22 protein-coding genes and 1 pseudogene are annotated in these 24960 nt (G+C 68.7%); 12 read left to right on the top strand and 11 right to left on the bottom strand.

The window, feature by feature from the left end:
* Positions 1–8 precede the first annotated feature (8 nt).
* Entirely contained in the window at positions 9–422 is a 414-nt protein-coding gene (locus ACY466_RS19280) for a VOC family protein (protein ID WP_463248030.1), read from the bottom strand.
* Positions 423–558: 136 nt separating this feature from the next.
* Between ACY466_RS19280 and ACY466_RS19275 the strand changes: the two genes are divergently transcribed.
* From ACY466_RS19275 to ACY466_RS19265, 3 genes are read left to right on the top strand one after another with little or no spacing between them, the layout of a single operon-like run.
* Positions 559–1317, top strand: a complete 759-nt coding sequence (locus ACY466_RS19275; protein WP_463248026.1) for an SDR family oxidoreductase — start codon at positions 559–561, stop codon at positions 1315–1317.
* 1 nt (position 1318) lies between these two features.
* The gene (locus tag ACY466_RS19270) at positions 1319–1810 is read left to right on the top strand and encodes a metallophosphoesterase family protein (RefSeq protein WP_463248023.1); all 492 of its coding nucleotides are present in this window, start codon (positions 1319–1321) and stop codon (positions 1808–1810) included.
* Between the two features lie 30 nt (positions 1811–1840).
* Positions 1841–2236, top strand: a complete 396-nt coding sequence (locus tag ACY466_RS19265; RefSeq protein ID WP_463248021.1) for an RNA-binding S4 domain-containing protein — start codon at positions 1841–1843, stop codon at positions 2234–2236.
* Positions 2237–2389: 153 nt separating this feature from the next.
* On the opposite strand, the gene ACY466_RS19260 is transcribed toward ACY466_RS19265, so the two are convergent.
* On the bottom strand, positions 2390–3547 hold the full coding sequence (locus ACY466_RS19260) for an acyl-CoA dehydrogenase (protein ID WP_463248018.1): 1158 nt from the start codon (positions 3545–3547) through the stop codon (positions 2390–2392).
* 175 nt (positions 3548–3722) lie between these two features.
* Between ACY466_RS19260 and ACY466_RS19255 the strand changes: the two genes are divergently transcribed.
* Positions 3723–5762: an acyltransferase family protein gene (locus ACY466_RS19255; RefSeq protein WP_463248015.1), complete on the top strand. Its 2040-nt coding sequence runs from the start codon at positions 3723–3725 to the stop codon at positions 5760–5762.
* 29 nt (positions 5763–5791) lie between these two features.
* On the opposite strand, the gene ACY466_RS19250 is transcribed toward ACY466_RS19255, so the two are convergent.
* On the bottom strand, positions 5792–6487 hold the full coding sequence (locus tag ACY466_RS19250) for a TetR family transcriptional regulator (protein ID WP_463248011.1): 696 nt from the start codon (positions 6485–6487) through the stop codon (positions 5792–5794).
* Between the two features lie 66 nt (positions 6488–6553).
* Between ACY466_RS19250 and xylB the strand changes: the two genes are divergently transcribed.
* The 3 genes and pseudogenes from xylB (at position 6554) to ACY466_RS19235 (ending at position 8869) form a co-directional block, all read left to right on the top strand.
* Positions 6554–7933 (top strand): xylulokinase, encoded by a 1380-nt coding sequence (gene xylB / locus ACY466_RS19245; protein WP_463252372.1) that lies wholly within the window; start codon positions 6554–6556, stop codon positions 7931–7933.
* Positions 7934–8014: 81 nt separating this feature from the next.
* Positions 8015–8272, top strand: a pseudogene (locus ACY466_RS19240) (TrkH family potassium uptake protein); the annotation flags it as partial.
* A 9-nt stretch (positions 8273–8281) separates the two neighbouring features.
* The gene (locus ACY466_RS19235) at positions 8282–8869 is read left to right on the top strand and encodes a potassium channel family protein (RefSeq protein WP_463252371.1); all 588 of its coding nucleotides are present in this window, start codon (positions 8282–8284) and stop codon (positions 8867–8869) included.
* 22 nt (positions 8870–8891) lie between these two features.
* Here the strand turns inward: ACY466_RS19235 and ACY466_RS19230 are convergent, their stop codons facing one another.
* Positions 8892–10370, bottom strand: coding sequence for a mannitol dehydrogenase family protein (locus ACY466_RS19230; protein WP_463248008.1), 1479 nt, complete (start codon positions 10368–10370; stop codon positions 8892–8894).
* Complete coding sequence (locus ACY466_RS19225; protein ID WP_463248004.1) at positions 10367–11389, bottom strand: NAD(P)-dependent alcohol dehydrogenase; 1023 nt, start codon at positions 11387–11389, stop codon at positions 10367–10369. Before ACY466_RS19225 ends, ACY466_RS19230 begins: the two co-directional genes overlap by 4 nt.
* A 101-nt stretch (positions 11390–11490) precedes the next feature.
* On the opposite strand from ACY466_RS19225, the gene ACY466_RS19220 reads away from it, so the two are divergent.
* From ACY466_RS19220 to ACY466_RS19200, 5 genes are read left to right on the top strand one after another with little or no spacing between them, the layout of a single operon-like run.
* Positions 11491–12453 (top strand): sugar-binding transcriptional regulator, encoded by a 963-nt coding sequence (locus ACY466_RS19220; RefSeq protein ID WP_463248001.1) that lies wholly within the window; start codon positions 11491–11493, stop codon positions 12451–12453.
* A 57-nt stretch (positions 12454–12510) separates the two neighbouring features.
* Positions 12511–13857 carry an ABC transporter substrate-binding protein gene (locus ACY466_RS19215; protein WP_463247997.1) on the top strand — a complete coding sequence of 449 codons (1347 nt, stop codon included), beginning with the start codon at positions 12511–12513 and terminating at the stop codon, positions 13855–13857.
* Positions 13857–14804: a carbohydrate ABC transporter permease gene (locus ACY466_RS19210; RefSeq protein ID WP_463247994.1), complete on the top strand. Its 948-nt coding sequence runs from the start codon at positions 13857–13859 to the stop codon at positions 14802–14804. The genes ACY466_RS19215 and ACY466_RS19210 overlap by 1 nt, the downstream gene beginning before the upstream one ends.
* Positions 14804–15688, top strand: coding sequence for a carbohydrate ABC transporter permease (locus ACY466_RS19205; RefSeq protein ID WP_463247991.1), 885 nt, complete (start codon positions 14804–14806; stop codon positions 15686–15688). Before ACY466_RS19210 ends, ACY466_RS19205 begins: the two co-directional genes overlap by 1 nt.
* 11 nt (positions 15689–15699) lie before the next feature.
* Positions 15700–16812: an ABC transporter ATP-binding protein gene (locus ACY466_RS19200; protein ID WP_463247989.1), complete on the top strand. Its 1113-nt coding sequence runs from the start codon at positions 15700–15702 to the stop codon at positions 16810–16812.
* A gap of 30 nt (positions 16813–16842) precedes the next feature.
* Here ACY466_RS19200 and ACY466_RS19195 read toward each other — a convergent pair whose 3' ends face one another.
* The 6 genes from ACY466_RS19195 to ACY466_RS19170 form a co-directional block, all read right to left on the bottom strand.
* Positions 16843–17700, bottom strand: a complete 858-nt coding sequence (locus ACY466_RS19195) for an alpha/beta fold hydrolase (protein ID WP_463247984.1) — start codon at positions 17698–17700, stop codon at positions 16843–16845.
* Positions 17697–18302 carry a TetR/AcrR family transcriptional regulator gene (locus ACY466_RS19190; RefSeq protein WP_463247980.1) on the bottom strand — a complete coding sequence of 202 codons (606 nt, stop codon included), beginning with the start codon at positions 18300–18302 and terminating at the stop codon, positions 17697–17699. Before ACY466_RS19190 ends, ACY466_RS19195 begins: the two co-directional genes overlap by 4 nt.
* Entirely contained in the window at positions 18299–20146 is a 1848-nt protein-coding gene (locus tag ACY466_RS19185) for an N-acyl-D-amino-acid deacylase family protein (protein ID WP_463247979.1), read from the bottom strand. Before ACY466_RS19185 ends, ACY466_RS19190 begins: the two co-directional genes overlap by 4 nt.
* A gap of 62 nt (positions 20147–20208) precedes the next feature.
* Positions 20209–22425: an accessory Sec system translocase SecA2 gene (gene secA2 / locus ACY466_RS19180; protein ID WP_463247976.1), complete on the bottom strand. Its 2217-nt coding sequence runs from the start codon at positions 22423–22425 to the stop codon at positions 20209–20211.
* A gap of 10 nt (positions 22426–22435) precedes the next feature.
* Entirely contained in the window at positions 22436–23227 is a 792-nt protein-coding gene (locus ACY466_RS19175) for an alpha/beta fold hydrolase (RefSeq protein WP_463247974.1), read from the bottom strand.
* A 12-nt stretch (positions 23228–23239) separates the two neighbouring features.
* Positions 23240–24868, bottom strand: a complete 1629-nt coding sequence (locus tag ACY466_RS19170) for an ATP-binding cassette domain-containing protein (RefSeq protein WP_463247972.1) — start codon at positions 24866–24868, stop codon at positions 23240–23242.
* Between the last annotated feature and the right edge of the window lie 92 nt (positions 24869–24960).

Raw genomic sequence — 24960 nt, 5'->3', positions numbered from 1 at the left:
GCCGGGGCTCAGGTGCCGTCCGAGGCGTCGGCCATGTTCACCATCCAACCGACGCCGTAGCGGTCGGTGAGCATGCCGAACCAGTCTCCCCACGGTGCCTTGTCGAGTGGAACGACGACGGTGGCTCCGGCGGACAAGAGGTCCCAGTACCGGCGCAGTTCGCCGGAGTCGTCGCCGCTGAGCGAGACGGTCCCGTTGGCCTGGACCCCCATCGACGACGGAGTGTCGGCCCCCATGAGGAGGAGGTCGCCCGGTGCCTCGAGCTGCGAGTGCATGACCAGGTCGGCCTCGTCGGCGGTGCCCATCCCGGACTCGCCGAACGTGGAGACCGAGAGATCTCCGCCGAACACCGATCGGTAGAACTCCATCGATTCTCTGGCGGTGTCGCGGAACGACAGGTAGGGATTGAGTCGTGTCGGCATGGCGGGACGTCCTCTCGGTCTCGAGGCGTCGGGCCCGCTTGATACAAAGTGTGAGACCGACGGGGTGTGTGGGTCGGGCAGCTGCAGTGAACAACGCCACCACGTGTTCGTGGATCCAACGAGGAAGAGAGTAATCGTGAGCGATCAGGTCAGGACAGCAATCGTCACCGGAAGTGCGCGCGGAATCGGTGCGGCCGTGGCCAAGCGCCTCGCGGCCGACGGATTCGGCGTCGCCGTCGTCGACCTCGACGAGGCGGCGTGTGCCGGAACGGTCGACGCGATCACCGCGGCCGGAGGCCAGGCCATCGGCATCGGTGCGGACGTGTCCGACGAGGCGTCGGTGACCTCGGCGATCGAGCGCATCGCGACGGATTTCGGCCCCCCGACCGCCCTGGTGAACAACGCGGGCATCCTGCGAGACAACCTCCTGTTCAAGATGTCCGTCTCCGACTGGGATGCCGTCCTCGGGGTCCACCTTCGGGGCGCGTTCCTCATGTCCCGCGAATGCCAGAAGCACATGGTCGAGGCGAAGTGGGGACGCATCGTCAACCTGTCCAGCACCTCGGCGCTGGGCAACCGCGGCCAGGCGAACTACGCCGCGGCGAAGGCCGGTATGCAGGGCTTCACCAAGACGCTGGCCATCGAACTGGGTCGCTACAACGTCACCGTGAACGCGATCGCCCCCGGCTTCATCGAGACCGAGATGACGGCGGCCACGGCCGAGCGCGTCGGCGTTCCCTTCGAGGACTTCAAGAAGGGTGCCGCCTCGCAGATCCCCGTCAACCGCATCGGTCAGCCCGAGGACATCGCGCACACGGCGTCGTTCTTCTGCAGCGAGGGCGCCGGATTCGTCTCCGGTCAGGTCGTCTACGTCGCAGGTGGGCCGAGGGACTGACGTGAGAGTTCTCCTGCTCGCCGACACGCACGTCCCCACCCGCGCTCGGGACCTTCCCGACGCGGTGTGGGCGGCGGTGGATTCCGCAGACCTCGTCGTCCACGCCGGCGACTGGATGGATCCGTCGTTGCTGGACCGGCTGCAGGAGCGGTCCCGAGACCTGGTGGCCTGCTGGGGAAACAACGACGGACCGGAGCTGCGAGAGCGGTTGCCCGAGGTCGCGCGGCGCACGGTCGAGGGCGTGCGCGTCGCCGTGGTGCACGAGACCGGCGGCAAGGTCGGCCGGGAGAAGCGGATGGACGCGCAGTACCCGGACGTCGATCTCCTGGTGTTCGGGCACAGTCACATCCCGTGGGACACGGTGTCCGACAGGGGAATGCGGCTCCTGAATCCGGGATCGCCGACCGACCGTCGGCGGCAGCCGCACTGCACGTACATGACGACGACGGTGGTGGACGGCGAGGTCCGGGACGTGGAACTGGTGGAGCTGTGAAATCGGTGGAGCCGTGAAGTCGGTGGAGCCGTGACCCGGGTCGACGCGTGGGCCTGGTCGGTGCGGTTGTTCAAGACCCGCTCCGCCGCTGCCGCCGCCTGCCGGGGCGGACACGTGAAGATAAACGGCTCCGGGGCCAAGGCCGCCCAACACGTGGTGGTGGGCGACGAGGTGCGCGTGCGGTCCGGCGGGTTCGACAAGATCGTCGAGGTCACCAAGCTTGTGAACAAGCGGGTCGGGGCGCCGGTGGCCGCCGAGTGCTACATCGACCGGAGCCCACCCCCGCCACCGAAGGAACTGTTCGCCGCCGTGCCGGTGCGCGACCGGGGCGCCGGGCGACCGACGAAGCGCGATCGGCGTGAGCTCGACCGGCTCCGGGCGTCGGGAGCGCCGTTGCCGGAGCGGGAGTCCCCCAACGACGAGTGAGGGGCACCCTGACGTCGCGAGACGGATCGAGGGTGCCCCTCACTCGGATGGGTGCACTGTCGACCGTGAGTCAGGGGCACCCTGATGTCGCGAGACGGATCGAGGGTGCCCCTGACTCCGGCCGGGTGGGGCGGGCGCGGGGCGCCGCGCAGATCAGCGCAGCAGCGCCCGCGACATCACGACGCGCTGAATCTGGTTCGTGCCCTCGTAGATCTGCGTGATCTTCGCGTCGCGCATCATCCGCTCGACCGGGAAGTCACGGGTGTAGCCCGCGCCGCCGAAGAGTTGCACCGCGTCGGTGGTGACCTTCATGGCCACGTCGGACGCGAAGCACTTGGAGGCCGCGGTGATGAAGCCGAGGTTCGGCTCGCCGCGCTCGGCGCGAGCCGCCGCGCTGTAGACCATGAGGCGCGCGGCCTCGATCTGCATCGCCATGTCGGCGAGCATGAACTCGACGCCCTGGAACGTGCTGATCGCCTTGCCGAACTGCTTGCGATCCTTGGTGTACGCGATCGACGCGTCGAGCGCGCCCTGAGCGATGCCGACGGCCTGCGCACCGATGGTGGGACGCGTGTGGTCGAGGGTCTTCAGCGCGGTCTTGAAGCCGGTGCCGGGCTCGCCGATGATGCGGTCTCCGGGGATGCGGCAGTTCTCGAAGTACAGCTCACGGGTGGGGCTGCCCTTGATGCCGAGCTTGCGCTCCTTCTCGCCGACCGAGAATCCCTCGTCGTCCTGGTGAACCATGAACGCGGAGATGCCGTTGGCCTTCTTCTCCGGATCGGTCACGGCCATGACCGTGTACCAGGAGGACTTTCCGGCGTTGGTGATCCACGCCTTGGTGCCGTTGAGGATCCAGTCGTCGCCGTCGGCCTTCGCGCGGGTCTTCATGCTCGCCGCGTCGGATCCGGCTTCGCGCTCGGACAGGCCGTACGACGCCATGTCGCCCTCGGCGATGCCGGGCAGGACCTTCTGCTTGAGCTCGTCGCTGCCGCTGAGGATCAGGCCCATGGTGCCGAGCTTGTTCACCGCGGGGATCAACGAGGACGAACCGCAGACGCGGGCGACCTCTTCGATGACGATGCAGGCGGCGACGGAGTCGGCACCCTGTCCGCCGAACTCGTCGGGGATGTGGATGGCGTTGAAGCCCGACGCGTTGAGTGCCTTCAGGGCCTCGTCGGGGAAACGCTCCTGCTCGTCGACCTCGGCGGCATACGGCGCGATCTCCTTCTCGGAGAGGGAGCGGATGGCCTCGCGCAGTTCGTTGTGCTCGTCGGCGAGCTGGTAGAGATCAAAATCGGGGTTTCCGGCCATGTCTGCAGTCCATTCCTGGTGTGAGATCGGTTGTCGACCACCGCGGGGGTGGCACTCGGTGTCACGTCTGAGGGCGAGTCTACGGGACGGAGCCGGGCAATCCCAGACCCGGTTTGGCACTTGGTGCCAAGCGGGATGGCGTCGAGCACACCGTTCCGCCGACTAACCTCGACACGTGCACCACGACGTTTCCGGGCTTCGCTCGACGCCCGCCCGGGTACCGGGCGCGCGGCCGTCGGCTCCGTATCGCACCGATCTCGACGGCCTCCGGGGCCTCGCGATCGCGCTGGTGGTGGTCTTCCACATCTGGCTCGGCCGGGTGTCCGGTGGCGTCGACGTCTTCCTGGTGCTGTCCGGATTCTTCTTCACCACGATGGTGGTGCGCCGCGTCGAGGGCGGTGGCCCCCGAGCCGTCGGCCGCATCGCGGCTCGCACCGCGCGCCGCCTCTTCCCCGCGTACATCGTGGTTCTGGCCGCCGTCGCGGCGTGGACCGTCTACAGCAGCCCGTACACGGTGTGGGAGAACGTCAGCGGTCAACTGCTCGCGTCGCTGGGGTACGTGCAGAACTGGGAGCTCGCGCGCACCGCCTCGGACTACGCCGCCGCCGACGCGTCGGTGAGCAGTCTGCAGCATCTGTGGTCGATGTCGGTGCAGATGCAGTTCTACATCGGGATCGTCGTCGCCGTGCTGGCGCTGTCGGTCCTCGGATCGCGACGGCTGCTGATCGGCGTGCTCGCGATGGTCACCGTGCTCTCCTTCGTCTACGCGGCGCACACGAGCGCGACGCAGCAAGGATGGGCCTACTACGACACCGGCGCCCGTCTGTGGCAGCTCACCGCCGGGGCGCTGCTGGGTCTGACGATCCACCGTCTCGTGCTCCCGTTCTTCACGCGTCGCGCGCTCGGTGTCCTGGGTCTGATCGCCCTTCTCTCCTGCGGCCTGATTCTCGACGGGGCGGCGTCGTTCCCGGGCCCCGCCGCGCTGTTCCCGGTGGGTGCGGCCGTCGCGCTGATCCTCGCCGGCGCCGGCGGCCCCACGCCCGGCGTCTCGCGCCTGCTCTCGACCCGGCCGCTGCTGTTCCTCGGCGAGATCGCCTACCCGCTCTACCTCTGGCACTGGCCGGTGCTGATCTTCTATCTGGACTTCACCGACAGTCCCACCGTCGGTCTCGTCGACGGGCTGATCGTGGTGGCGATCTCCGTGGCGGCGACGATGGTGACGCGCGTCCTCGTCGAGAAGCCGATGCTGCGACCCTCCGGTTCCCCGCGGACCCTCGTCACGGCCCTCGGCACCGCACTCGTCGTGCTGGTGGCGAGCACCCTCACCTGGCAGGCGTACCTGGCCAGTCCGGCCACCGACGAACGAGCCCCGGACCAGCTCGACTCGGCTCGCTATCCCGGCGCCCTCGCCCTCACCGACGGTGTCCCCGTGCCCGACGCTGCGATGCGCCCGACGGTGTTCGAGGCGGAGCAGGATCTGCCGCGGACGAGTTTCGAGGGCTGCATCACCGACATGAACAGCCCCGACGTGGTGCGCTGCGAGTACGGCGATCCCGCGGGAACCCGGACCCTGGCGCTGGTCGGCGGCTCGCACGCCGAGCACTGGATCACCGCGGTGGACGCGATCGGTCAGCAGCGGGGGTTGAGGGTGGTCACCTTCCTGAAGATGGGGTGCCCGCTCGACATCGGTGAGCCGATGCTCTTCGAGACGCCCAACCCCAACTGCGCGTCCTGGTCGCGCGATGTTCTGGACCGGTTGGACGTCGAACGGCCCGACTGGATCATCACCAATTCCACGCGGCCGAGTCCGACCGAGTTCGGCGACATCACCCCGCAGGCGTACGTCGACGTGTGGGAACGGTTCGAGGAGATGGGCCTGAACGTCATCGCTCTGCGCGACACGCCGTGGCTGAGCGTCGAGGGCGTGCCCTACCGGGCCATCGACTGCCTCGCCGACGGCGGCGACGCGGACGGCTGCGGAATGCCCCGATCCGAGGTGCTGGCCCCGGTCGACCCCGGCTTCCTGGCGTCGATCCCGTACCGGTCGGTGGTGCCGGTCGATCTGTCCGACGCGGTGTGCGGCCCCGACCTGTGCTCGGTGGTGGTGGGCAACGTGTTGGTCTACCACGATTCGCACCACCTGTCGGCGTCGTACGTCCGTACGCTGGTTCCGGCCCTCGATCAGGCGATCGGCGACGTCACCCGCTGGTGGTGACGCCCGGTGGTGAAGCCCGGTGGTGAGTCTCAGACCGAGGTTCCGCCGAGGTGCCGACCGAGCAGGTTCGTCACGTCGGCGACCGAGGTGCCGGGGGGAAGGACCGCGACGACGGGTCCGTCCGCGGGGGCGTCCGCGGCGAAGCGGCGACGCACCCGGGTCAGGGCGGCCCGCACGTCGCTCACGTCCGTGGGAGCGCCGCGCAGCCAGGTGCGCAGCAGATAGTTGTGGGTCGCGGTGATCGCCGCGGCGAACTGCACCGAGTGCAGCGGATCGCCGTCGCGCCGCAGCACCTCGGCGAACACCCGCTCGTAGCGCAGCACCATGACGATCTCGCGTTCGCGCAGCGCCGGGACGGTCTGCACGACGCGGTACCGGCGACGGGTGGTCTCCGGCGTCCCGGCGAAGCGCGCATAGACGCGGGCCGCGGCCTCGCACACGGCAGCGTCCGCGTCGAGATCCGTCGACTCGAGGAACCGACGCACCTGCACCAGGGTCACGTCGTGGTCGACGAACACCACGTCCTCCTTGGCGCCGAACTGCCGGAAGAACGTGCGCCGCGACATCCCCGCGCTCTCGGCGATCTGGTCGACGGTCGTCGCCTCGTATCCCTTGTCCTCGAACAGCCGCAGCGCGGCGTCCATCACGTCGAGGCGGAATCCCTCGGACGGAGTCGACGGTGTCCACGCGTCCGCCGATTCGCGCGGTTCGTCGTGGGTGGGCATCGCATCACGGTAGCGTGAACTCCTCGCACGACGGCGATCGAGAGGACGTATGGCGTGGCTCCGGTGATGGGTGTCGATTCGTCGACCCAGTCCTGCAAGATCGTCGTTCGCGACGCCGATTCCGGTGAGCTGATCCGTGAGGGCCGTGCCTCGCATCCGGACGGCACCGAGGTCGACCCGCAGCACTGGTGGACGGCCTTCGAGCGCGCGCTCGACGATGCCGGCGGGATGGACGGAGTCGACGCGGTCGCGATCGGTGCGCAGCAACACGGGATGGTGTGCCTGGACGAATCCGGCGCGGTGGTCCGACCGGCGTTGCTGTGGAACGACACTCGCTCCGCGTCGTCCGCTCGTGATCTGATCGACGAGCTCGGTGGTGGCCGGGCCTGGGCCGACGCGGTGGGCGTGGTGCCCGTGGCGTCGATCACCGCGGCCAAGCTCCGATGGCTCGCCGACCACGAGCCGGAGAACGCCGATCGCACTGCGGCCGTGTGTCTTCCACACGACTGGTTGTCCTGGAAGCTCGGCGGCACGAACGATCTCGCCGCGCTCGCGACCGATCGTGGAGACGCCAGCGGCACCGGATACTTCTCCGCCGCGGACGGTCGGTATCGGACGGATCTGCTCGAGCTCGCCTTCCGGGGTCGCACTCCCCGGTTGCCGCGTGTCGCTCTGCCGTCCGAGTCCATCGGGACGACGGCCGGCGGCGCGTGCATCGGACCCGGAACCGGTGACAACGCCGCTGCCGCACTGGGTCTCGGTGCCGCGGCGGGCGATCTCGTGGTGTCCGTCGGCACGTCGGGTGTCGTCTCCGCGGTGACCGACGTCGCCGCGGCCGACGCGTCGGGTCTGGTGGCGGGTTTCGCCGATGCCACCGGACTGCACCTGCCCCTCGTCTGCACGTTGAACGCGGCGCGGGTGCTCGACGCCATGGCGTCGATGCTGGGTGTCGATCACGACGAACTGTCCCGGCTCGCCCTGTCCTCGACCAGCGACGGCCTGGTGCTGGTGCCGTACCTCGAGGGGGAGCGCACCCCCGACCGGCCCGAGGCATCCGGCGCGATTCACGGTCTACGACTGGCGAATTCGACGCCGGGGCACATCGCCCGCGCCGCGGTCGAGGGCCTGCTGTGCGGTCTGGCCGACGGCATCGACCACCTCCGCGAACAGGGGGTCGTGGGGCGCCGCGTCCTGCTGATCGGTGGCGGTGCCAAATCCGCCGCGTTGCGCGAGCTGGCGCCCGCGATCCTCGGTCTGCCGGTGGTGGTGCCCGAACCGGGCGAATACGTTGCCGACGGAGCTGCTCGGCAGGCCGCGTGGACACTGTCCGGCGCGGACTCCCCGCCGCAGTGGTCCCGGACGGCCGTCCGGACATACGAGGCGGATCCGACACCGGCAGTGCGCGAACGGTATCGCGAGGTACGAGACCTCACCGAAGGCATGTAGGACGCGCGTACGCTGCGTCGAGTGCCCACACAGGACGGGTCGCGCCGGGCCGCGATCTTCAGACTCACCCCGGTGCGGGTCATGGCGGCGGGGTTCGCGCTCGCCATCGTGATCGGCGCGGCGGTCCTCATGCTTCCGGTGGCGACGCTCCCCGGCCGCGACACCGACGTGCTGCAGGCGCTGTTCACCGCCGCGTCCGCGATCTCGCTGACCGGGCTGATCGTGGTGGACACGCCGAACCACTGGTCGGGCTTCGGCCAGTTCGTCATCCTCGCGGCCATCCAGATCGGCGGCTTCGGGATCATGACGATCGCGTCGTTGGTGGGCCTGGTGCTGGCCCTCGAGTTGATGTCGCAGGGAGCCGAGGTGCTCGGCATCGACACGAGCGAGGCGGTGGTGCAACGGGTGTCGAACCGGTTGACCCACGCCGCGGTGGCCGACACCACCGACGAGGAATCGCTGCGGCAGTTGTCGGTGCACGAGTACGACCGCGCCGTGGTGGGCATCGGCTCGGACCTCGAGGCGAGCCTGCTCACCGCGTCCGCGCTGATCAACCTCTCGGTGTCCAACGTGTGGGCGAAGGCGATCAGCAACGCGCACGCTCGCATCCTGACGCAGATCGGCGTGCAGCACGTCGTGCGGCCGGAGCACGACATGGGCAAGCGCGTGGCGCACCTGGTTCGCGGACGCATGATGGACTACATCGAGTTCGACGACGGCTTCGCGATGGTGAAGACATCCCCGCCGGCCGTGGTGATCGGCAAGCGGTTGGGCGACAGCATCATTCGTACCAAACACCACGTGACGGTCGTCGCGGTGAAGCGGCCGGGCGAGGGTTTCACCTACGCGACGGCGGACACGGTGATCGCGGCGGGGGACACGGTCATCGTGTCCGGACAGGTGCGGGACACGGAGCGATTCAGCGAACTGACCTGAGCCCCCCCGGCCGATCCCACGTTCAGCGCCCCAGCAACCCCTCGACCGTCGCGCGCGCCCCGACGGTGTGCAGCGAGGCCAGCACCTCGGTGTACGCGTCGACGAAGCGAGCGTCGTCGACGAGGTCCCCGAACACGGACCGATCGGTGAGGAACGCCGTCGGATTCTCGCGCTGCGTGCGTGCCAGTGGAGTCAGTGTGTCGCGCAGTCGATCGACCACGGTGATCTCCTCGCCGTGCTCGTCGACTCCCTCGGCGTAGCGAGCCCAGCTCGCCACGACGGCGGCGGACAGTGCGATCGGACCGTCGGACTGCAGGTTGGTACGCACGACGGGCAGGAGCCACTTGGGAATGCGGTCGGACGACTCCGCGCACAGGCGCGCGACGGTGTCGCGGATCTCGGGGTTGGAGAAGCGCTCGATCAGCGTGGCCTTGTAGTCGCCGAGGTCGATGCCGGGGACCGGGTGCAGCGTGGGCGTGGCCTCCTCGTCCATGTACCGGAGGAGGAACTCGGCGAAGAGCGGGTCGCGCGCGACGTCGTGCACCAGCCGGTAGCCGCTGAGATACCCGACGTAGCAGAGGGCCTGGTGGCTGGCGTTGAGCAGGCGGAGCTTCATGAGCTCGTACGGGGTGACGTCGTCCACCACCTGCACCCCGACGTCCTCGAACCGAGGACGGCCGAGGGTGAAGCGGTCCTCGAGCGCCCACTGGGTGAACGGTTCCGCCGCGACGGGCCACAGATCGTCGATGCCGTACCGGGACGCGATCTCGGTGGTGACCTCCTCGGTGGTGACCGGCGTGATGCGATCGACCATGGAGTTGGGGAACTGTGCCTCGTCCGAGATCCATTGCGCCAGCGCGGGATCCTTCAGAGCGGCGAAGGCGGTGAAGGTCTCGCGGGCGATGTGGCCGTTGCCCTCGATGTTGTCGCAGGACATGATGGTGAACGGGGCGAGCCCGCGCTCGCGGCGCCGGGCGAGGGCGGCGCACACCAACCCGAAGGTAGTGGCCGGAACGGCATCCGGCGCCAGATCGGCTTGCACGGCGGGGTTCTCGGCGTCGAACTCGCCGGTGTCCGCCGAGAAGTTGTACCCGCCCTCGGTGACGGTGAGCGAGACGATACGGGTGCCCGGGTGCGCCATCTTCTCGACGACGGCCTCGGGATCGTCGGGGGCCAGCAGGTATTCGGTGATCGATCCGATCACCGACGTCTCCCACGTGCCGTCGGAATGGCGGAGTGCGAGCGTGTAGAGGCCGTCCTGCGCGTCCATGACGTCCTTCATCCGTCGATCGCCCGGAAGGACGCCGACGCCGCAGATGCCCCACTGCGATGCGGACTCGAAGTCGCTGCGCAGCAGTCGATCCACGTACATGGCCTGGTGAGCGCGGTGGAATCCGCCCACGCCGAGGTGGACGATGCCCGTGGTGACGGCGGACCGATCGTAGGTGGGGACATCCACCTCGTCGGGCAGCGCGGACAGGGTGTCGGTGGACAGCTTCACGAACGATCTCCTTCGCTGGGGTGCACGACGACGACGGCCTTGATGCTGCCCTCGGTGCGGTCGTGGTTCAGGGCGTCCTCGGTGTGGTCGAGGTCGAATCGTGCGGTCACCATGCTGTCGAGGTCGACTCGTCCGGTGCGCACCAGTTCGATTGCGGTGGGCCAGGTGTCGGCGTATCGGAACACTCCGGTGATCCACAGTTCCCGGTTCTGGACCACGGAGACCGGGATGGGGTACTCGTCGCCGCCCATACCGACCAGGACGACGCGGCCGGCCGGACGCACCGCCCGGATCCCGTCCTGCACCGCGCGCGGTGCCCCGGACGCGTCGACGAACGCGTCGACGCCGAGTTCGTGCACGGATTCCGCCGTCGGGTCGATCACCCGGGTCGCGCCGTAGCGCATCGCGGCGGCGCGGCGACTCTCCGAGATGTCGGAGACCAGGATCTCGGTCGCACCGAAGGCCCGAGCGACCTGCGCGGTGAGGATGCCGACCGGGCCCGCGCCGGCGACCAGGACGCGGGAGCCCGCCGTGACCGCGGCCTTGCGCACGGTGGCGATGGCGACCGACAGCGGCTCGAAGAGCGCGGCCGCGTCGTCGGAGACGGAATCGGGTACGTCGTGCGCGAAGAGGCTTCCGATGGTCACGTATTCGCAGAGCGCGCCGTCGACGGGTGGGGTCGCGTAGAACTCCATGTGCGGACACAGGTTGTAGTGCCCGGTACGGGTCTCCCGGCTGGCGGGATCGGGCCGCTGCGGCTCGATCGACACGCGTGATCCCACGCGGTTCGGCGACACCCCGGCGCCGACGGCCTTGATGACTCCCGACGCCTCGTGCCCCAGGATCAGCGGTTCGTCGACCACGAAGTCCCCGATCCGCCCCTCGCGGTAGTAGTGCGCGTCGGACCCGCAGACCCCGACGGACGCGACGCGGACCAGCACGTCGCCCGCGCCGGGGGCGGGAACGGGTGCGGTCTGCATCTCGATCAGGCCCGGCCGCGTGAGAACTGCGGCACTCATCGAATCGACTGTTGTGTGGATCACATCTCGATGTTAGCGTAAATGAGCAGAAGAACAAGTGGTGAGCATCTGCTCACCCCACCGAGTCAGGAGCCAGTCCCGTGACCACCCCCGAGCCGACCCCCGACGAGCTCCGGCTCGCCCTGCGGGCCGCGACGATGTATCACGTCGAGGGTGCGACGCAGGCCGAGATCGCGACCAAGCTCGGCGTCTCTCGACCCACGGCGGGACGTCTGGTGGCCCGAGCTCGAGCGCACGGCCTCGTGCGGATCGAGATCCACGTGCCGGACGCGCTCAGTGGTTCCGTGCACACCGACCTCGAGCGGGAACTCGAACGCCGCTTCGGGCTCGACGAGGCCCTGGTGGTCACCACCGACGTCGACGAGAGCGACGTCCGGTACGACGCGTTGGGGAAGGTCGGGGCGTCGGTGCTGACCCGACGCCTGCAGCCGTCGCACACCATCGGTTTCACGTGGGGACCGGAGACGGTGGCGGTGGCGCGATCGCTCACCGGGCGCGGCGGTCGGTGCACGACCGTCGTGCAACTGGACGGCTCGATGACCACCGGTGACTACCAGACCGGCGTCGACTTCGTCCTGGGTCGCTGCGCGGAGCAGCTCTCGGCCAACCCGATACGCCTCAACGCGCCGCTCTACGCCGACCCCGCGACCGTCGTTGCGCTCCTCCAGGACTCGGTCATCTCCAGGACCATCGACGCCGGCCGCAACGCCGATCTGATGTTCTACGGACTCGGACCGGTGTCCACCTCGACCACGCTCTTCGAGGGCAGCTTCATCGACGCCGCCGTGCTCCGTGAGCTCGACGAGCTGGGGGCGGTGGGCGAGATCGGCGGACGGTTCTTCGACGAGAACGGCAAGGACGTTCCCGGTTCGCTGTCCGATCGCACGGTCTCGGTGCCGCTCTCCGACATACGGGCGTGCGCCAACACCATTCTGATTTCCGGCGGCCGTCGCAAACACGCCGCCATCAGGGCCGCCCTGCGCGGCGGGCTGGCCACCGTGCTGGTCACCGACATCGCCTGTGCCACCGAGCTTCTTCGGTAGCGCGAGCACCACGCTTTCGATCCCCCCGACCGTCCGACCAGGAACGAGGTCCATCCAGTGAAGAAACCGACCACGCTGATTGCGCTCGCCGCCACCACCGCGCTGGTGGCGAGCGGCTGCGCGGGCGCGGGCTCGTTCGGAGGTGGCGGCGACGGGACCACGATCACCGTCGCCATCGTGTCGAACTCGCAGATGTCCGACGCCATCTCGCTGGCCCCGGACTTCGAAGCCGAGAACCCCGGCATCGACCTGAGATTCGTCTCGCTGTCGGAGAACGAGGCCCGCGCGAAGATCACCGCCTCCGTCGCCACCGGGGGTGGTGAGTTCGACGTCGTCATGATCAGCAATTTCGAGACCCCGCAGTGGGCCGAGAACGGCTGGCTGACGAACCTGTCCGAGTACGCGGACGCGACGCCGGGGTACGACGAGGACGATTTCATCCCCACGCTGCGCGAATCGCTGTCCTACGAGGGGAGTATGTACTCGGTGCCGTTCTACGGCGAGTCCTCGTTCCTGATGTATCGCAAGGACCTGATGGAGCAGGCGGGGATCGACATGCCGGCCGAGCCCACCTGGCAGCAGGTCGCCGACGCCGCCGCCGCGCTCGACGGACCCGGCCTGTCCGGAATCTGCCTGCGCGGCAAGCCCGGCTGGGGCGAGGTGCTCGCGCCGCTCAACACCGTCATCAACGCGTTCGGCGGCCGGTGGTACGACGAGAACTGGAACGCCCAGCTGAACAGTCCCGAGGTGCGTGACGCCGTGCAGTTCTACGTCGACACCGTCCGCGAGAACGGTCAGGCCGGCGCGGCCACCAGTGGCTTCAGCGAGTGCGGAACCCAACTGTCGCAGGGTAATACCGCGATGTGGTACGACGCGACGTCGGCCGTGTCGGTCCTCGAGGACCCGGCGTCGAGCAACGTCGTCGGACAGATCGGGTACGCGAAGGCTCCGTCGGAGGCGAAGGGCGACAACGGCTGGCTGTACTCCTGGGCCCTGGGTATTCCGCAGACCAGCGAGGCGCCGGACGAGGCCTGGAAGTTCGTGTCCTGGATGACGAGCAAGGAGTACCTGAACAAGGTCGGCAACGAACTCGGCTGGGAGCGGGTGCCGCCCGGCAGTCGCCTCTCGACCTACGAGATCCCCGAGTACGCGGAGGCCTCGGCCGCCTACGGTCAGCTGACCCTCGACTCCATCGACAGTGCCGATCCGAACGATCCCACCGTGGATCCGGTGCCGTACACCGGCGTCCAGTTCCTGACCATCCCGGAGTTCCAGGACCTCGGAACGCGTGTCAGCCAACAGATCAGCGCCGCGATCGCAGGACAGATCAGCGTCCAGGACGCGCTCGACCAAGCGCAGCAGTACGCCGAAGTGGTCGGTAGGACCTATCAGGAGGATCAGTGATGACCACGACCGAAATCGATTCGCGTGGAGCGAATCAGAAGATCGTGCCACGGGAACGGGCGATCTCGAAGGCGGAGGGATGGCGCCGACGCGGGCCGCTGCTACCGGCGCTGGTGTTCGCCATCGTCGTCACGCAGATCCCCTTCCTCTTCACGCTGTACTACTCGACGCAGTCCTGGAACCTCGTGCGCCCCGGCTCGCGAGAGTTCAACGGCCTGAACAACTACATCGACGTGTTCCGGGACAGTCAGTTCCGCGAGGTCGCGATGAACACCGTGATCATGATCGTCGGCACCGTGATCATCTCGGTGATCCTGGGCCTGGCCCTCGCGTTGCTGCTCGATCGAAAGTTCATCGGTCGCAGCCTGATCCGCACGCTGCTGATCACGCCGTTCCTCGTCACCCCGGTCGCCGGTGCGTTGATCTGGAAGACCACGATGTTCGATCCGGTCTTCGGCCTGATCAACTTCGCGCTGAGCCCCTTCGGCGTCGGCGAGATCGACTGGGTCTCGCGGTTCCCGCTCGCCGCGGTCATGACCAACCTCGTGTGGCAGTGGACGCCGTTCATGATGCTGCTGATCCTCGCCGGCCTGCAGTCCATGCCCAAGGACATCGCCGAGGCGGCTCGGGTGGACGGTGCCGGACCGGTCAAGCTCTTCCGTGAGTTGACGCTGCCGCACCTGCGCCGGTTCATCGAGTTGGGCACCGTTCTCGGCGCGATCTACCTGGTGAACACGTTCGACGCCGTCTACATGATGACCTCGGGCGGACCGGGTGTCGCATCGGCCAACCTGCCGTTCTACATCTACCAGCGGGCGTTCCTCGGGTTCGACATCGGACAGGCCGCGGCCATGGGCGTGGTCACCGTGGTGGCCACCATCGTCGTCAGCACCCTGGCGCTGCGACTGATCTTCAAGAGCTTCAGTGGAAACGAGGAGGCGGCGTGATGAGTACTGCGACCAGCACCAAGAAGAAGACCGTCACCACGACCTCGTCCGGCGCCGAGATCCGCAAGAAGGGGAAGTGGGGACCCGGCACCGTCTGGTCCTTCGTCGCCTGGGTCGCCGGCATCGCCTTCTTCTTCCCGGTGCTCTGGATGGTGATCACCGGGTTCAAGCAGGAGGCCGACGCCTACTCGAACCCGCCGAAGATCGTGTTCACCCCGACGCTCGATCAGTACCGCGGTGTCCTCGAGAGCGGGATCGGGACCACGCTGCTCAACTCGGCGTTCGCGACCGTGGTGTCCACGGCTCTGGTTCTGCTGCTGGGAGTTCCGGCGGCGTTCGCCCTGTCGCTGCGACCGGTGAAGAAGACGCAGGACGTCCTGTTCTTCTTCATCTCCACCAAGATGCTTCCCGTCGTCGCGGTGATCGTGCCGCTGTACGTCATCGTCGGCGACATCGGGATGCTGGACAACATCTGGGCCCTGGTGGTCCTGTACACCGCGATGAACCTCCCGATCGCCGTCTGGATGATGCGCTCGTTCTTCCTCGAGGTGCCGAGCGAACTGCTCGAGGCCGCCAGCATGGACGGCGCGTCGCTGTGGACGTCGGTGCGCGAGGTGATCCTGCCGCTGGTTTCGCCCGGCATCGCCGCCACCGCGCTGATCTGCGTCATCTTCTCGTGGAACGAGTTCTTCTTCGCCGTCAACCTCACCGCCGTTCAGGCCCAGACCATTCCGGTCTACCTGGTCGGCTTCATCACCGGTCAGGGGCTGTACTGGGCCCAGCTGTCCGCCGCTGCGACGTTCGCAGCCCTCCCCGTCGTCCTCGCCGGATGGTTCGCGCAGAACAAGCTCGTGCGCGGACTGTCCTTCGGCGCAATCAAATAGGAGAAAAGACCATGGCTGCAATCGCGTACAAGCAGGCGTCGTGCATCTACGAGGGGGCCGATTCGTTGGCCGTCGATTCCCTCGATCTCGACATCCAGGACGGGGAATTCGTCGTCCTCGTCGGGCCGTCCGGCTCCGGCAAGTCCACCGCGCTGCGGATGCTCGCCGGCCTCGAGGAGATCGACGGCGGGGCCATCGAGATCGGTGGCAAGTCCATGGTGGGGGTGCCGTCCAAGGATCGCGACATCGCGATGGTGTTCCAGAACTACGCGCTCTACCCCAACAAGACCGTCGGGGAGAACATGGGCTTCGCACTCAAGATGCGCGGCGTCAGCCTGGAGAAGCGTCAGGCCCGCGTCGCGGAGGCGGCGCGGTTGCTCGACCTCACCGACTACCTGGACCGCAAGCCCGGCAAGCTCTCCGGCGGTCAGCGCCAGCGCGTGGCGATGGGACGCGCCATCGTGCGCGAGCCGCAGGTGTTCTGCATGGACGAGCCGCTGTCGAACCTCGACGCGAAGCTGCGTGTGCAGACCCGTACGCAGATCGCGGCGCTGCAGCGTCGCCTCGGCACCACCACCGTCTACGTCACGCACGACCAGGTCGAGGCCATGACCATGGGTGACCGGGTGGCCATCCTCAAGGACGGCAAGCTGCAGCAGTTCGCGGCTCCGACCGAGCTCTACGACCACCCGATCAACGCCTTCGTGGCCGGGTTCATCGGCTCGCCGGCCATGAACCTGTTCACCGCGCCGGTGGTGTCCGGAGGTCTGAAGGTCGGGGAGCGCACCATCGAACTCGAGCGCGATCAGCTCACGGCCATCGCGGCCGCCGGGCTGGACGAGGTGACGCTGGGTCTGCGCCCCGAACAGCTGGCCATCGGCGGACCCGACGACGACGGTCTGGCCGTCACCGTGGATCTGGTCGAGGAGCTGGGCAACGAGTCGTACCTCTACGCCCACTTCGGCGACGGCAGCATCCGGGCCCTCGACGGCTCGACGGCCACGGTGGTCGCTCGCTCACCGCGTCGCGCTCCGGCGAAGATCGGGGACCGCGTGACGCTGAAGAAGCAGGACGGACTGGTGTACCTGTTCCACCCGGTGACGGGGGACCGGCTCGGGCGGTAGCGCGCGGGTCCGGTGGTGTGAGCGGGCCGGTTATCCGGCCCGCTCCACCGCGTCCATCAGCACGTCCGCGGCGTCGCCCGCGTGGCTGTACGGCCACCAGTGCCGGGCGTCGACCTCGAGCACGGTGAGGTCGGCAGCCCAGTGCTCGACTCCTTCGATCAATACGGGCGACAGGAACCGATCCTTCATCGGCAGGACCACGGTGGTGGGAACGTCGCATCGCGGATCCGGTCCGGACACCATGCGCGGCAGGATGTTGGCGCGGTAGAGAAGAATTCCTCGCTGCTGGTTCGCCACCTCCGGCGCGGGGGCGGGATCGTCGGCCGCCGCGGCGACCATCAGGGCGGGCACCCGGGTGTGGACCACGGGAAGTTGGAAACCCCAGATGTACCAGGACCTCGCGAGTTGCCCCACCATCGATCCCCACCGCGTCGGCCGCACGGCGAACCGCCGAGACACCTGCCGCAGGTGGTCCAGGCTCGGCCCCGACACCGACGTGTACGACGCCACCACGTCCACCGCCCGCGACGAGCGCAGCGGTTCCCACATTTGCACCGAGCCCCAGTCGTGGGCGAAGACGTGCACCTTCCCGCGGCGATCGGGTATCGAGTCGACCACGCCGAAGAAGTCCTCGGCCAGCGTGTCGAGCGTGAACGACGCGGTGTCGGTGGGGTCGTCGACCATCGTCGCTCCGCCGCCGCGGGTGTCGTACGCGACGATGCGCACCCGGTCACCGAGCGCGTCGATCATGCGGTCGAACATCCGGTGATCGTCCGGGTAGCCGTGCACCAGAACCACGGTGTGCTCGGCCTCGGGGTTCCCGAACTCGAACACGGCGAGGGTGGCGCCGGTCGATCGCACGGTCCAGCGGCTGTGATGGGAGGTCATCCTGCCTCGCTTCGGGTGTAGAGGGACTCGCCGCGAAGGAGCCTCGCCACGAGCCGCAACCGTACGTCCTCCTGCTCGGGTTGGGGGTGTACGACGGCCGACAGGGCCTCACCGTCGAGAAGGTGAACGACGGTGAACAGCACGGTGTCCAGCTCGGCGGGCGGCACCGTGCCCGCGATGGGCAACGACCGACCGAGATCGACGATCTCGCGGTGGTAGCGAACGGTGAACGGCACCAGTCGGTCTCGCAGCGCCGTGTCACTGCGGGCGGCGATCAGCAACTCGTACCAGGCGCCGTTGATCGGGGCGCGGCAGGCGGCGCGCAGCAGGGTGAGGCAGTGCTCGACCGACGCGGAGCCGAAGCCGGAGAGACCGGTGCGGAACTCCTCGAACTGTCGTCGCCGCACCTCGTCCGCCGCGGCCACCACCAGATCGAGGCGCGTGGGGAAGTGCCGGAAGAGCGCGCCCGACGAGACCCCGGCCCGCGTCACCACCTCGTTGACCGTCGTTGCCGCGTAACCCTTCTCGGCCAGCGACGCGATGGTGGCGTCGAGGAGTTTGCCGATCGTGGCGGTGCGGCGCTGCTCCTGGGTTCGGGTCACACCCCGACCGTACTGCTCCCGACCACGACCGTCGCGTCCGACGACGTCGCCGCGGGGACGGGGCCGCGATCGGTGACGCCGGCGCGCAGGAACCGGCCGGCGCGCTCCGAGACTCCGAACCAGGAGGCGAAGCGCCCTCCGCGGTAGACGACGCGCCCACCGACCAGGGTGGCCGTCACGGCGTCGTCGTTCCGGTTGACCATGCGGCTCAGACCGCCGAACTCGGGCATCGACTCCTCGTTGTAGGCGTCCACCTCGTGCGTCAGTCCCGTCGGGTTCACCACGACGATGTCCGCACGGTCACCGAGCCGGATGTGGCCGGCGTCGACGCCGTAGAAATCGGCGAGTTCGCCGCTGAGCTTGTGCGCCGCCTGCGCCACGGTGAGGAAGGACTCGCGCGCGTCGTTCACCCGTCGCAGGAGCCGGATGCCGAAGTTGTAGAACGCCATGTTCCGCAGGTGGGCGCCCGCGTCGGAGAAGCCGACCGTGACGCCGGGACGGGTGATCAGCTTGTCCATCTGCTTCTGCCGGTGGTTCGCGATGGTGGTGTGCCACCGCAACTTCCGGCCGTGCTCGACGACGAGATCGAGGAAGGCGTCGACCACGTGGATGTCGCGCTCGCGCGCGACGTCGGCGACGGTACGGCCGACGATCGACGCATCGGGGCACTCGGTGACGATCACGTCGGCGAAGTCGCGGTGCCACACGCGGGAGGAGAACTTCTTCTCGAAGTCCGCGCGGAACCACCGTCGGTAGGCCTCGTCCTGCAGGAGTTCGTTGCGGCCCAGCTCTTCTCGCAGATGCAGGGCGGCGCGACCGGAGCCGAACTCCTCGAAGACCACGAGGTCGATGCCGTCGGAGTAGACGTCGAACGTGGTGGGCAGGTGCTGCCACCGGAACTGACCGCGGCCGGGTCCGTTCACCAGTGCGGCGAGCGGGCCGAAGATGTGGTGGATCCAGGGGGAGGCCTTGGCGTCGGCCGCGGCGAGCAACGACACCTTGAGGGCGGTGCGTCCGATTCCGGTGGCGGTGGCGAGGAAGAACGCCATGTCGTACTTGGTGTTGAGGTTCGGGATGCTCTGCAGGAGGCGTCCGCGGCGACGCAGGATCTTGTGCAGGCGGCGGAATTCGGACCACGAGGCGTACGACGACGGCAGCGAGCGAGACCGGTACCGGTCACCGTCCAGCTTGTCCCAGGGGTTGGTCATCGTCGACATACCGAGCAGCCCGGCGTCGAGAGCCTTCTCGAGCGCGTCGGCCATCTGGGCCGACTCCTCTTTCGTGGGCTTCTGCGTGCGATCCGTCGAGCGGTCGAGTCCCATGACGTGCGCGCGCAGATCCGAATGACCCACCAGTGCCGCGATGTTGGGTCCGAGGGGAAGGTTCTCGAGCGCCGCGATGTAGTCCTCGGGACCGGACCAGGTCTTGTGGGCGTCGACGGCCTTGAGGACGTGGTCGCGGGGCAGGGCCTCGACGCGGCTGAACAGATCGGCGATGTCGACTGGAGAGGAGTACAGCGTCGACAACGAGCAGTTGCCGAGCAGAACCGTCGTGACGCCGTGGCGGACGGATTCGGTGAGACCGGGGCCGACCAGCACCTCGGCGTCGTAGTGCGTGTGGACGTCGACGAAGCCCGGCATGACCCACTGGCCGTCCGCGTCGATGACCTCGGTGTCCGGGCCCGCGTCGAGAGGAGAGGAGGACAGGGCGTGCACGACGCCGTCGGTGATACCGACATCACGGCGCACCCCGGGTCCACCCGATCCGTCGAAGACCGTGCCGCCGCGGATGACGACGTCGAAGGGGGTGCCCGAGGGCGCCGTCGGGGAACCGGGTGTGCTCATGTGACCTCCATCACTTGGATGGTGTCACCATAACTTGGAGAGCGAGCACTCGCAATAGTCCGTCAGAAGGCGAGCGGCCGATGCGATTCGCGGACGTAGGTCCAGGTGGACGACGGGCGGACCAGGTCGGCGTCGAGCGTGTCGATGCCGTCGGCGGTGATCTCGGCGGACAGGAAGGTGCGATCGGACTCCTCGAGCGCGCGGGTCTGGACCTCCGCGAACGCGTCGATCGCGATGCGGTGGTACTCGTCGAGCGGGTTCTCGCGACCGAGGGCGCGCAGATGGATGCTCTCCCGCACGTCGTTCAGGTGGGCGAGGTAGTCGGACCACGCGCGGTCCAGGTGGTGGAGGACGATCTGCCGCGCCACCCGCACCAGAACGTCGTGATCGACGCGTTTCTCCAGCTCCGCCGCGCGCTCGGGCTGTCGGTCCGCCATCAGCGTCCACGCCTCGTCGGTGGTGAGCAGTGCGGTGCGCCGGACGTCGAGGATGTCCCGGTGCTGCGCCGTCAACTGGTTGTACCGCCACGTGGAGGAGTGGGTGGAGAGCATGACGCCCTCGGCGACGCGCTGCGCGTGGTCCACACGTTTCGCGGCGAGGTCGGTGGCGATGAACCCGGTCTCGTCGGGATGGCCCGACCGGTCGCTCTTCTCGAGGTACCGGGTGACGAGCGAATCGTCCCAACTGGCGAAGAAGACCGACCGGCCCGGGTCGCCCTGACGCCCGGCCCGGCCGCGCAACTGGTTGTCGAGGCGCTCGGTCACGTAGCGACCGGTTCCGATGACCAGCAGTCCGCCGAGCTCGGCGACGCCGTCACCGAGCCGGATATCCGTTCCGCGCCCGGCGATCTGGGTCGAGACGGTCACGGCGTTGCGCAGGCCGGCGCGGGCGACGATCTCGGCCTCCTCGGCGTCGTTCTTGGCGTTCAGGGCGATCGCGTCGACCCCGAGGTCACCCAGGCGTCGGGCCAGGTCCTCCGATTCCGCGACGTCGTGGGTGCCCACCAGCACCGGCTGCCCCGCGGCGTGGGCCGCCCGCACCTCGGCGATCACGGCGGCGTTCTTCTCCTCCGCGGTCGCGTACACGCGGTCCGGCTCGTCGAGTCGCACGTTCGGCTCGTTCGGCTCGATCAACGACACCCCGAGCCCGTAGAACGTCCGAAGCTGTTCTCCCGCAGCGAGAGCCGTTCCGGTCATGCCGCACACCCGGTCGTACCGACCCAGGAGGGCCTGGACGGTGATGGTGTCGAGCACCTGCCCGGTGTCGGTGCGGCTCAGCCCTTCCTTCGCCTCGACGGCGGCCTGCAGACCGTCGGGCCAGCGCTGCAGCTCGGCCACCCGGCCCCGCGAGGCGTTCACCAGCTGCACGCGGCCGTCGCGCACGATGTAATCGACGTCGCGTCGCGTCAGGACCTGCGCGTGCAGAGCCACGTTGATGCGGACCAGCGTGGTGCCGATGTGCTCCTCGGAGTACAGATCGATTCCGCCCAGGGCCTTTTCGACGGCCAGCGCGCCGTCCTCGGTGAGGAACACGTTGCGCTGATCGGTGTCCACGTCGAAGTGCGTGCCGCGTTCGAGGGTGCCGACCACCCGCAGTACGTCCTCGCCGGGGACCTCCTGATCCACCGACCCGGCGAGGACCAGCGGGACGAGTGCCTCGTCCACCATGACCGAATCGGCCTCGTCGACGATGGCGACGTCGGGCGCGGGGGAGACGAGATCGGCCGGATCGTCGACCAGGTGGTCACGGAGAACGTCGAACCCGATCTCGTTCACCGACGCGTACGTCACGCGGCAGGCGTACGCGTCCCGGCGCTCCTCGGCCGTGGACGACGCGTCGACGAACCCCACGGTCAGGCCCAGAGCCTCGAAGAAGGGCCCCATCCACTCCGCGTCGCGTCGGGCGAGGAAGTCGTTCACCGAGATGACGTGCACGTCGCGACCGCGCAGGGCGTAGCCGGCGGCGGCCACGGCGCCCGACAGGGTCTTGCCCTCGCCGGTCGCCATCTCGATGACGTCGCCCTCGAGCAACCGCACCGCGCCGTAGAGCTGAGTGTCGAAGGGACGCAACGACAGTGTGCGGTCCGCGGTCTCCCGCGCCAGGGCGAGGTACCGCGAGAGATCCTTCAGCTCGCTCGCCGCGAGTTCGGCTGCCGCGGTCTCGGCGTCGGCCTCGCGGGCCCAGTCGGCGAACCCGGCGGCCTTGTCGACCGTGTCGCGGGAGCGAGCGTGCCCCTTGGCGACCGAGCGGGAGAGCAGGGACCAGAACCGAGAAGCCATGCGGTCGAGATTACCGACGGTGGCGCGCCAGGGTGGCCGCCACCAGGTCCAGGGCCTCCGGGGCGGCGACGGTGGTGGCGTGGTCGTACCCCCGGAGCTCGTGCAACTCCGCGCCGGGGAGCAGGCTCGCGGTGCGACGCACGTCGTCGATGCGCTGGCGATCCTGCGACCCGACGAAGAACGTGGTGGCGGTGGTGACGGCCGCGACCGTCTCGTCGGGCAGGCCCGGGTCCGCGTCCGACGCCCGGAAGTACGACGCCAGGGCCTGCGGGTCGTTGCGCAGGAACGCGGCCCGGGTGCCCGAATCGACGGGGTAGCCGCGGCGAGCGCCCCACTCGTCGACGAACCCGGCCATCCCGCGCTCGGCGATCACGTCCGCACTGCCGGGGAAGAACAGACCGTCGAGCGCGCCCCGCTGCGGCGCCGACCCCGAGCCGCCGACGATCAGCGAGCGCAGTCGCTCCGGAGCCCGCGAGACGAGGTGCAGTCCCGATCTCCCGCCGAACGAGTATCCGACGTAGTGAGCCGTGTCCACTCCTGCCGCGTCGAGCACCGCCACCAGGTCCTCGCACACCCGGTCCATCGAGTACGACGCGACGTCGCGGGGTGCGTCGCTGCGTCCGTGCCCGCGCTGGTCGACCAGGACCAGCCGGTACCGATCCCGCAGCGCCCGAACGTATCCGAACGTGCGCCAGATCTGATGCGAGAGCAGGCTCCCGTGCACCAGGAGGACCGGCGGGCCGTCACCGGTGACGGTGTAGGCGATCCGGGTTCCGTCCACGGGGTTCGTCGCGAAGTCCACCGGTGCAGTCTTTCAGGTCGGCTCTGCTGCCGTGTCCACCCGTGCCAGCCCGGTGTCGGTGAGTTCGAGCCGCCTCGTGACGCCGATGTCGTCGAGAAACGGCTCGTCGTGGCTGACCACCACCAGCGCTCCGCGGAACGACCGGATCGCCGACGCGAGGTGCTCCTTCGACGCCACGTCCAGATTGTCGGTCGGTTCGTCGAGGACCAGCAGCTGCGGAGGGGGGTCCGCGAGCAGCGCCATGGCGAGGGCCGCGCGCACCCGTTCGCCGCCGGACAGGGTGCGCACCGTCGCGTCCGCCCGTCGGCCTCGAAACAGAAAGCGTGCGAGCCGTGTTCGGACCTCCGTGATCGGTGTTCCGGGTGCCGCGACGACGACGTTCTCCACGACCGTGGCGTCCTCGTCGAACACGGCGAGTCCCTGCGGCAGTCGCGCCGCCGGTACCTCGGACACGAGCGATCGGAGCAGCATCGTCTTGCCGATTCCGTTGTTCCCCACCAGTGCAACACGTTCCGGACCGATGATCGACAGACGGACGACGCGACCCGGGTGGCGTCCCCCGAGATCCAGGGTCACGTCGCCGGTGTCGGCCACCCGGCGGTGCGTGTGTACCGCGGTGTCCGGAAGGTCGACGACGATGTCGGCGTCGTCGCGGAGCGAGTCCCGCGCATCGTCGACCCGCTCCCGAGCCCGGGCGACGCGCCGATCGTGCCCCACCCGGTATGCGCCGGCCGATTCCTGAGCTGCGCTGCGCCGACCCCCGGCGACGATCTTCGGTACCCGTTTCTCGCGAGCAGCCTTCTCGCCCGCTCGGCGCCGGCGTGCGAGCGTGGTGTGGGCGTCCGCGAGTTCACGGCGCTGTCGGCGCAGATCCTGTTCCGCCGAGGTCACCGCGGTCCGGGCTGCGTCCTGCTCGGCATCGACGACCTCTCGGTAGTGCGAGAAGTTGCCACCGAACACCCGAACCTCGGCGGGAGCGTCATGGACGGAACGGATCTCGACGATCTGGTCCATGTCGTCCAGCAGCGCCGTGTCGTGGCTCGCGACGAGGACGGCGCCGGGGAACGTCTCGAGGGTTCGCCGAAGGGCCGCTCGCGCGGTCGCGTCGAGATTCTCCGTCGGTTCGTCGAGCAGCAGGACAGAGGGTTGCCGAACGAGTCGGGCGGCGAGCCCCAGGGCGGTCGCCTCGCCGCCGGACAGCGTTCCGACGGCGCGGTCGAGGTCGGTGGCGTCCGTGGCCAGAGAGGCGAGGCGGACCGACGCGAGGAGCGCGAGAGCACGCTCCTCGACATCCCAGTCCGCACCGACCGTGTCGACGTCACCGGGATCGGCGTCGCCTCGCTCGATGCGGTGCAGTGCGGACCGAACGGCGGTGATTCCGAGTCGGTCCGCCACCGTGTCCCGAGGATTCCCGGACTCGGTCTGCGGCAGGTACGCGAGCGAACCGTTCACGGAGACGGAACCGGAGGATGCCGCGTAGCGACCCGAGATCAGCTGCAGGAGAGTCGATTTACCGGACCCGTTGCTGCCGACGACGCCGGTGCGATGGGCGGCGAAGGACGAGTTCAGACCTCGGAAGACGACGCGGCCGTCGGGCCAGGAGAAGGAGAGATCCGTGACGACCACGGAGGGGGAAGACATACAGGTACCTCGTCGAGACGTGTCGAGCCACCGCGATGCGTCGTCGGTGGGATCCGCACTACGAGGAAGTGAACACCTGTCGAGGTCCGTTC

It is taken from the genome of Rhodococcus sp. K11/5 (assembly GCF_055193735.1).
The sequence above is the reverse complement of the archived record's forward strand: the minus strand, read 5'-3'. Positions and strand labels throughout refer to the sequence as shown.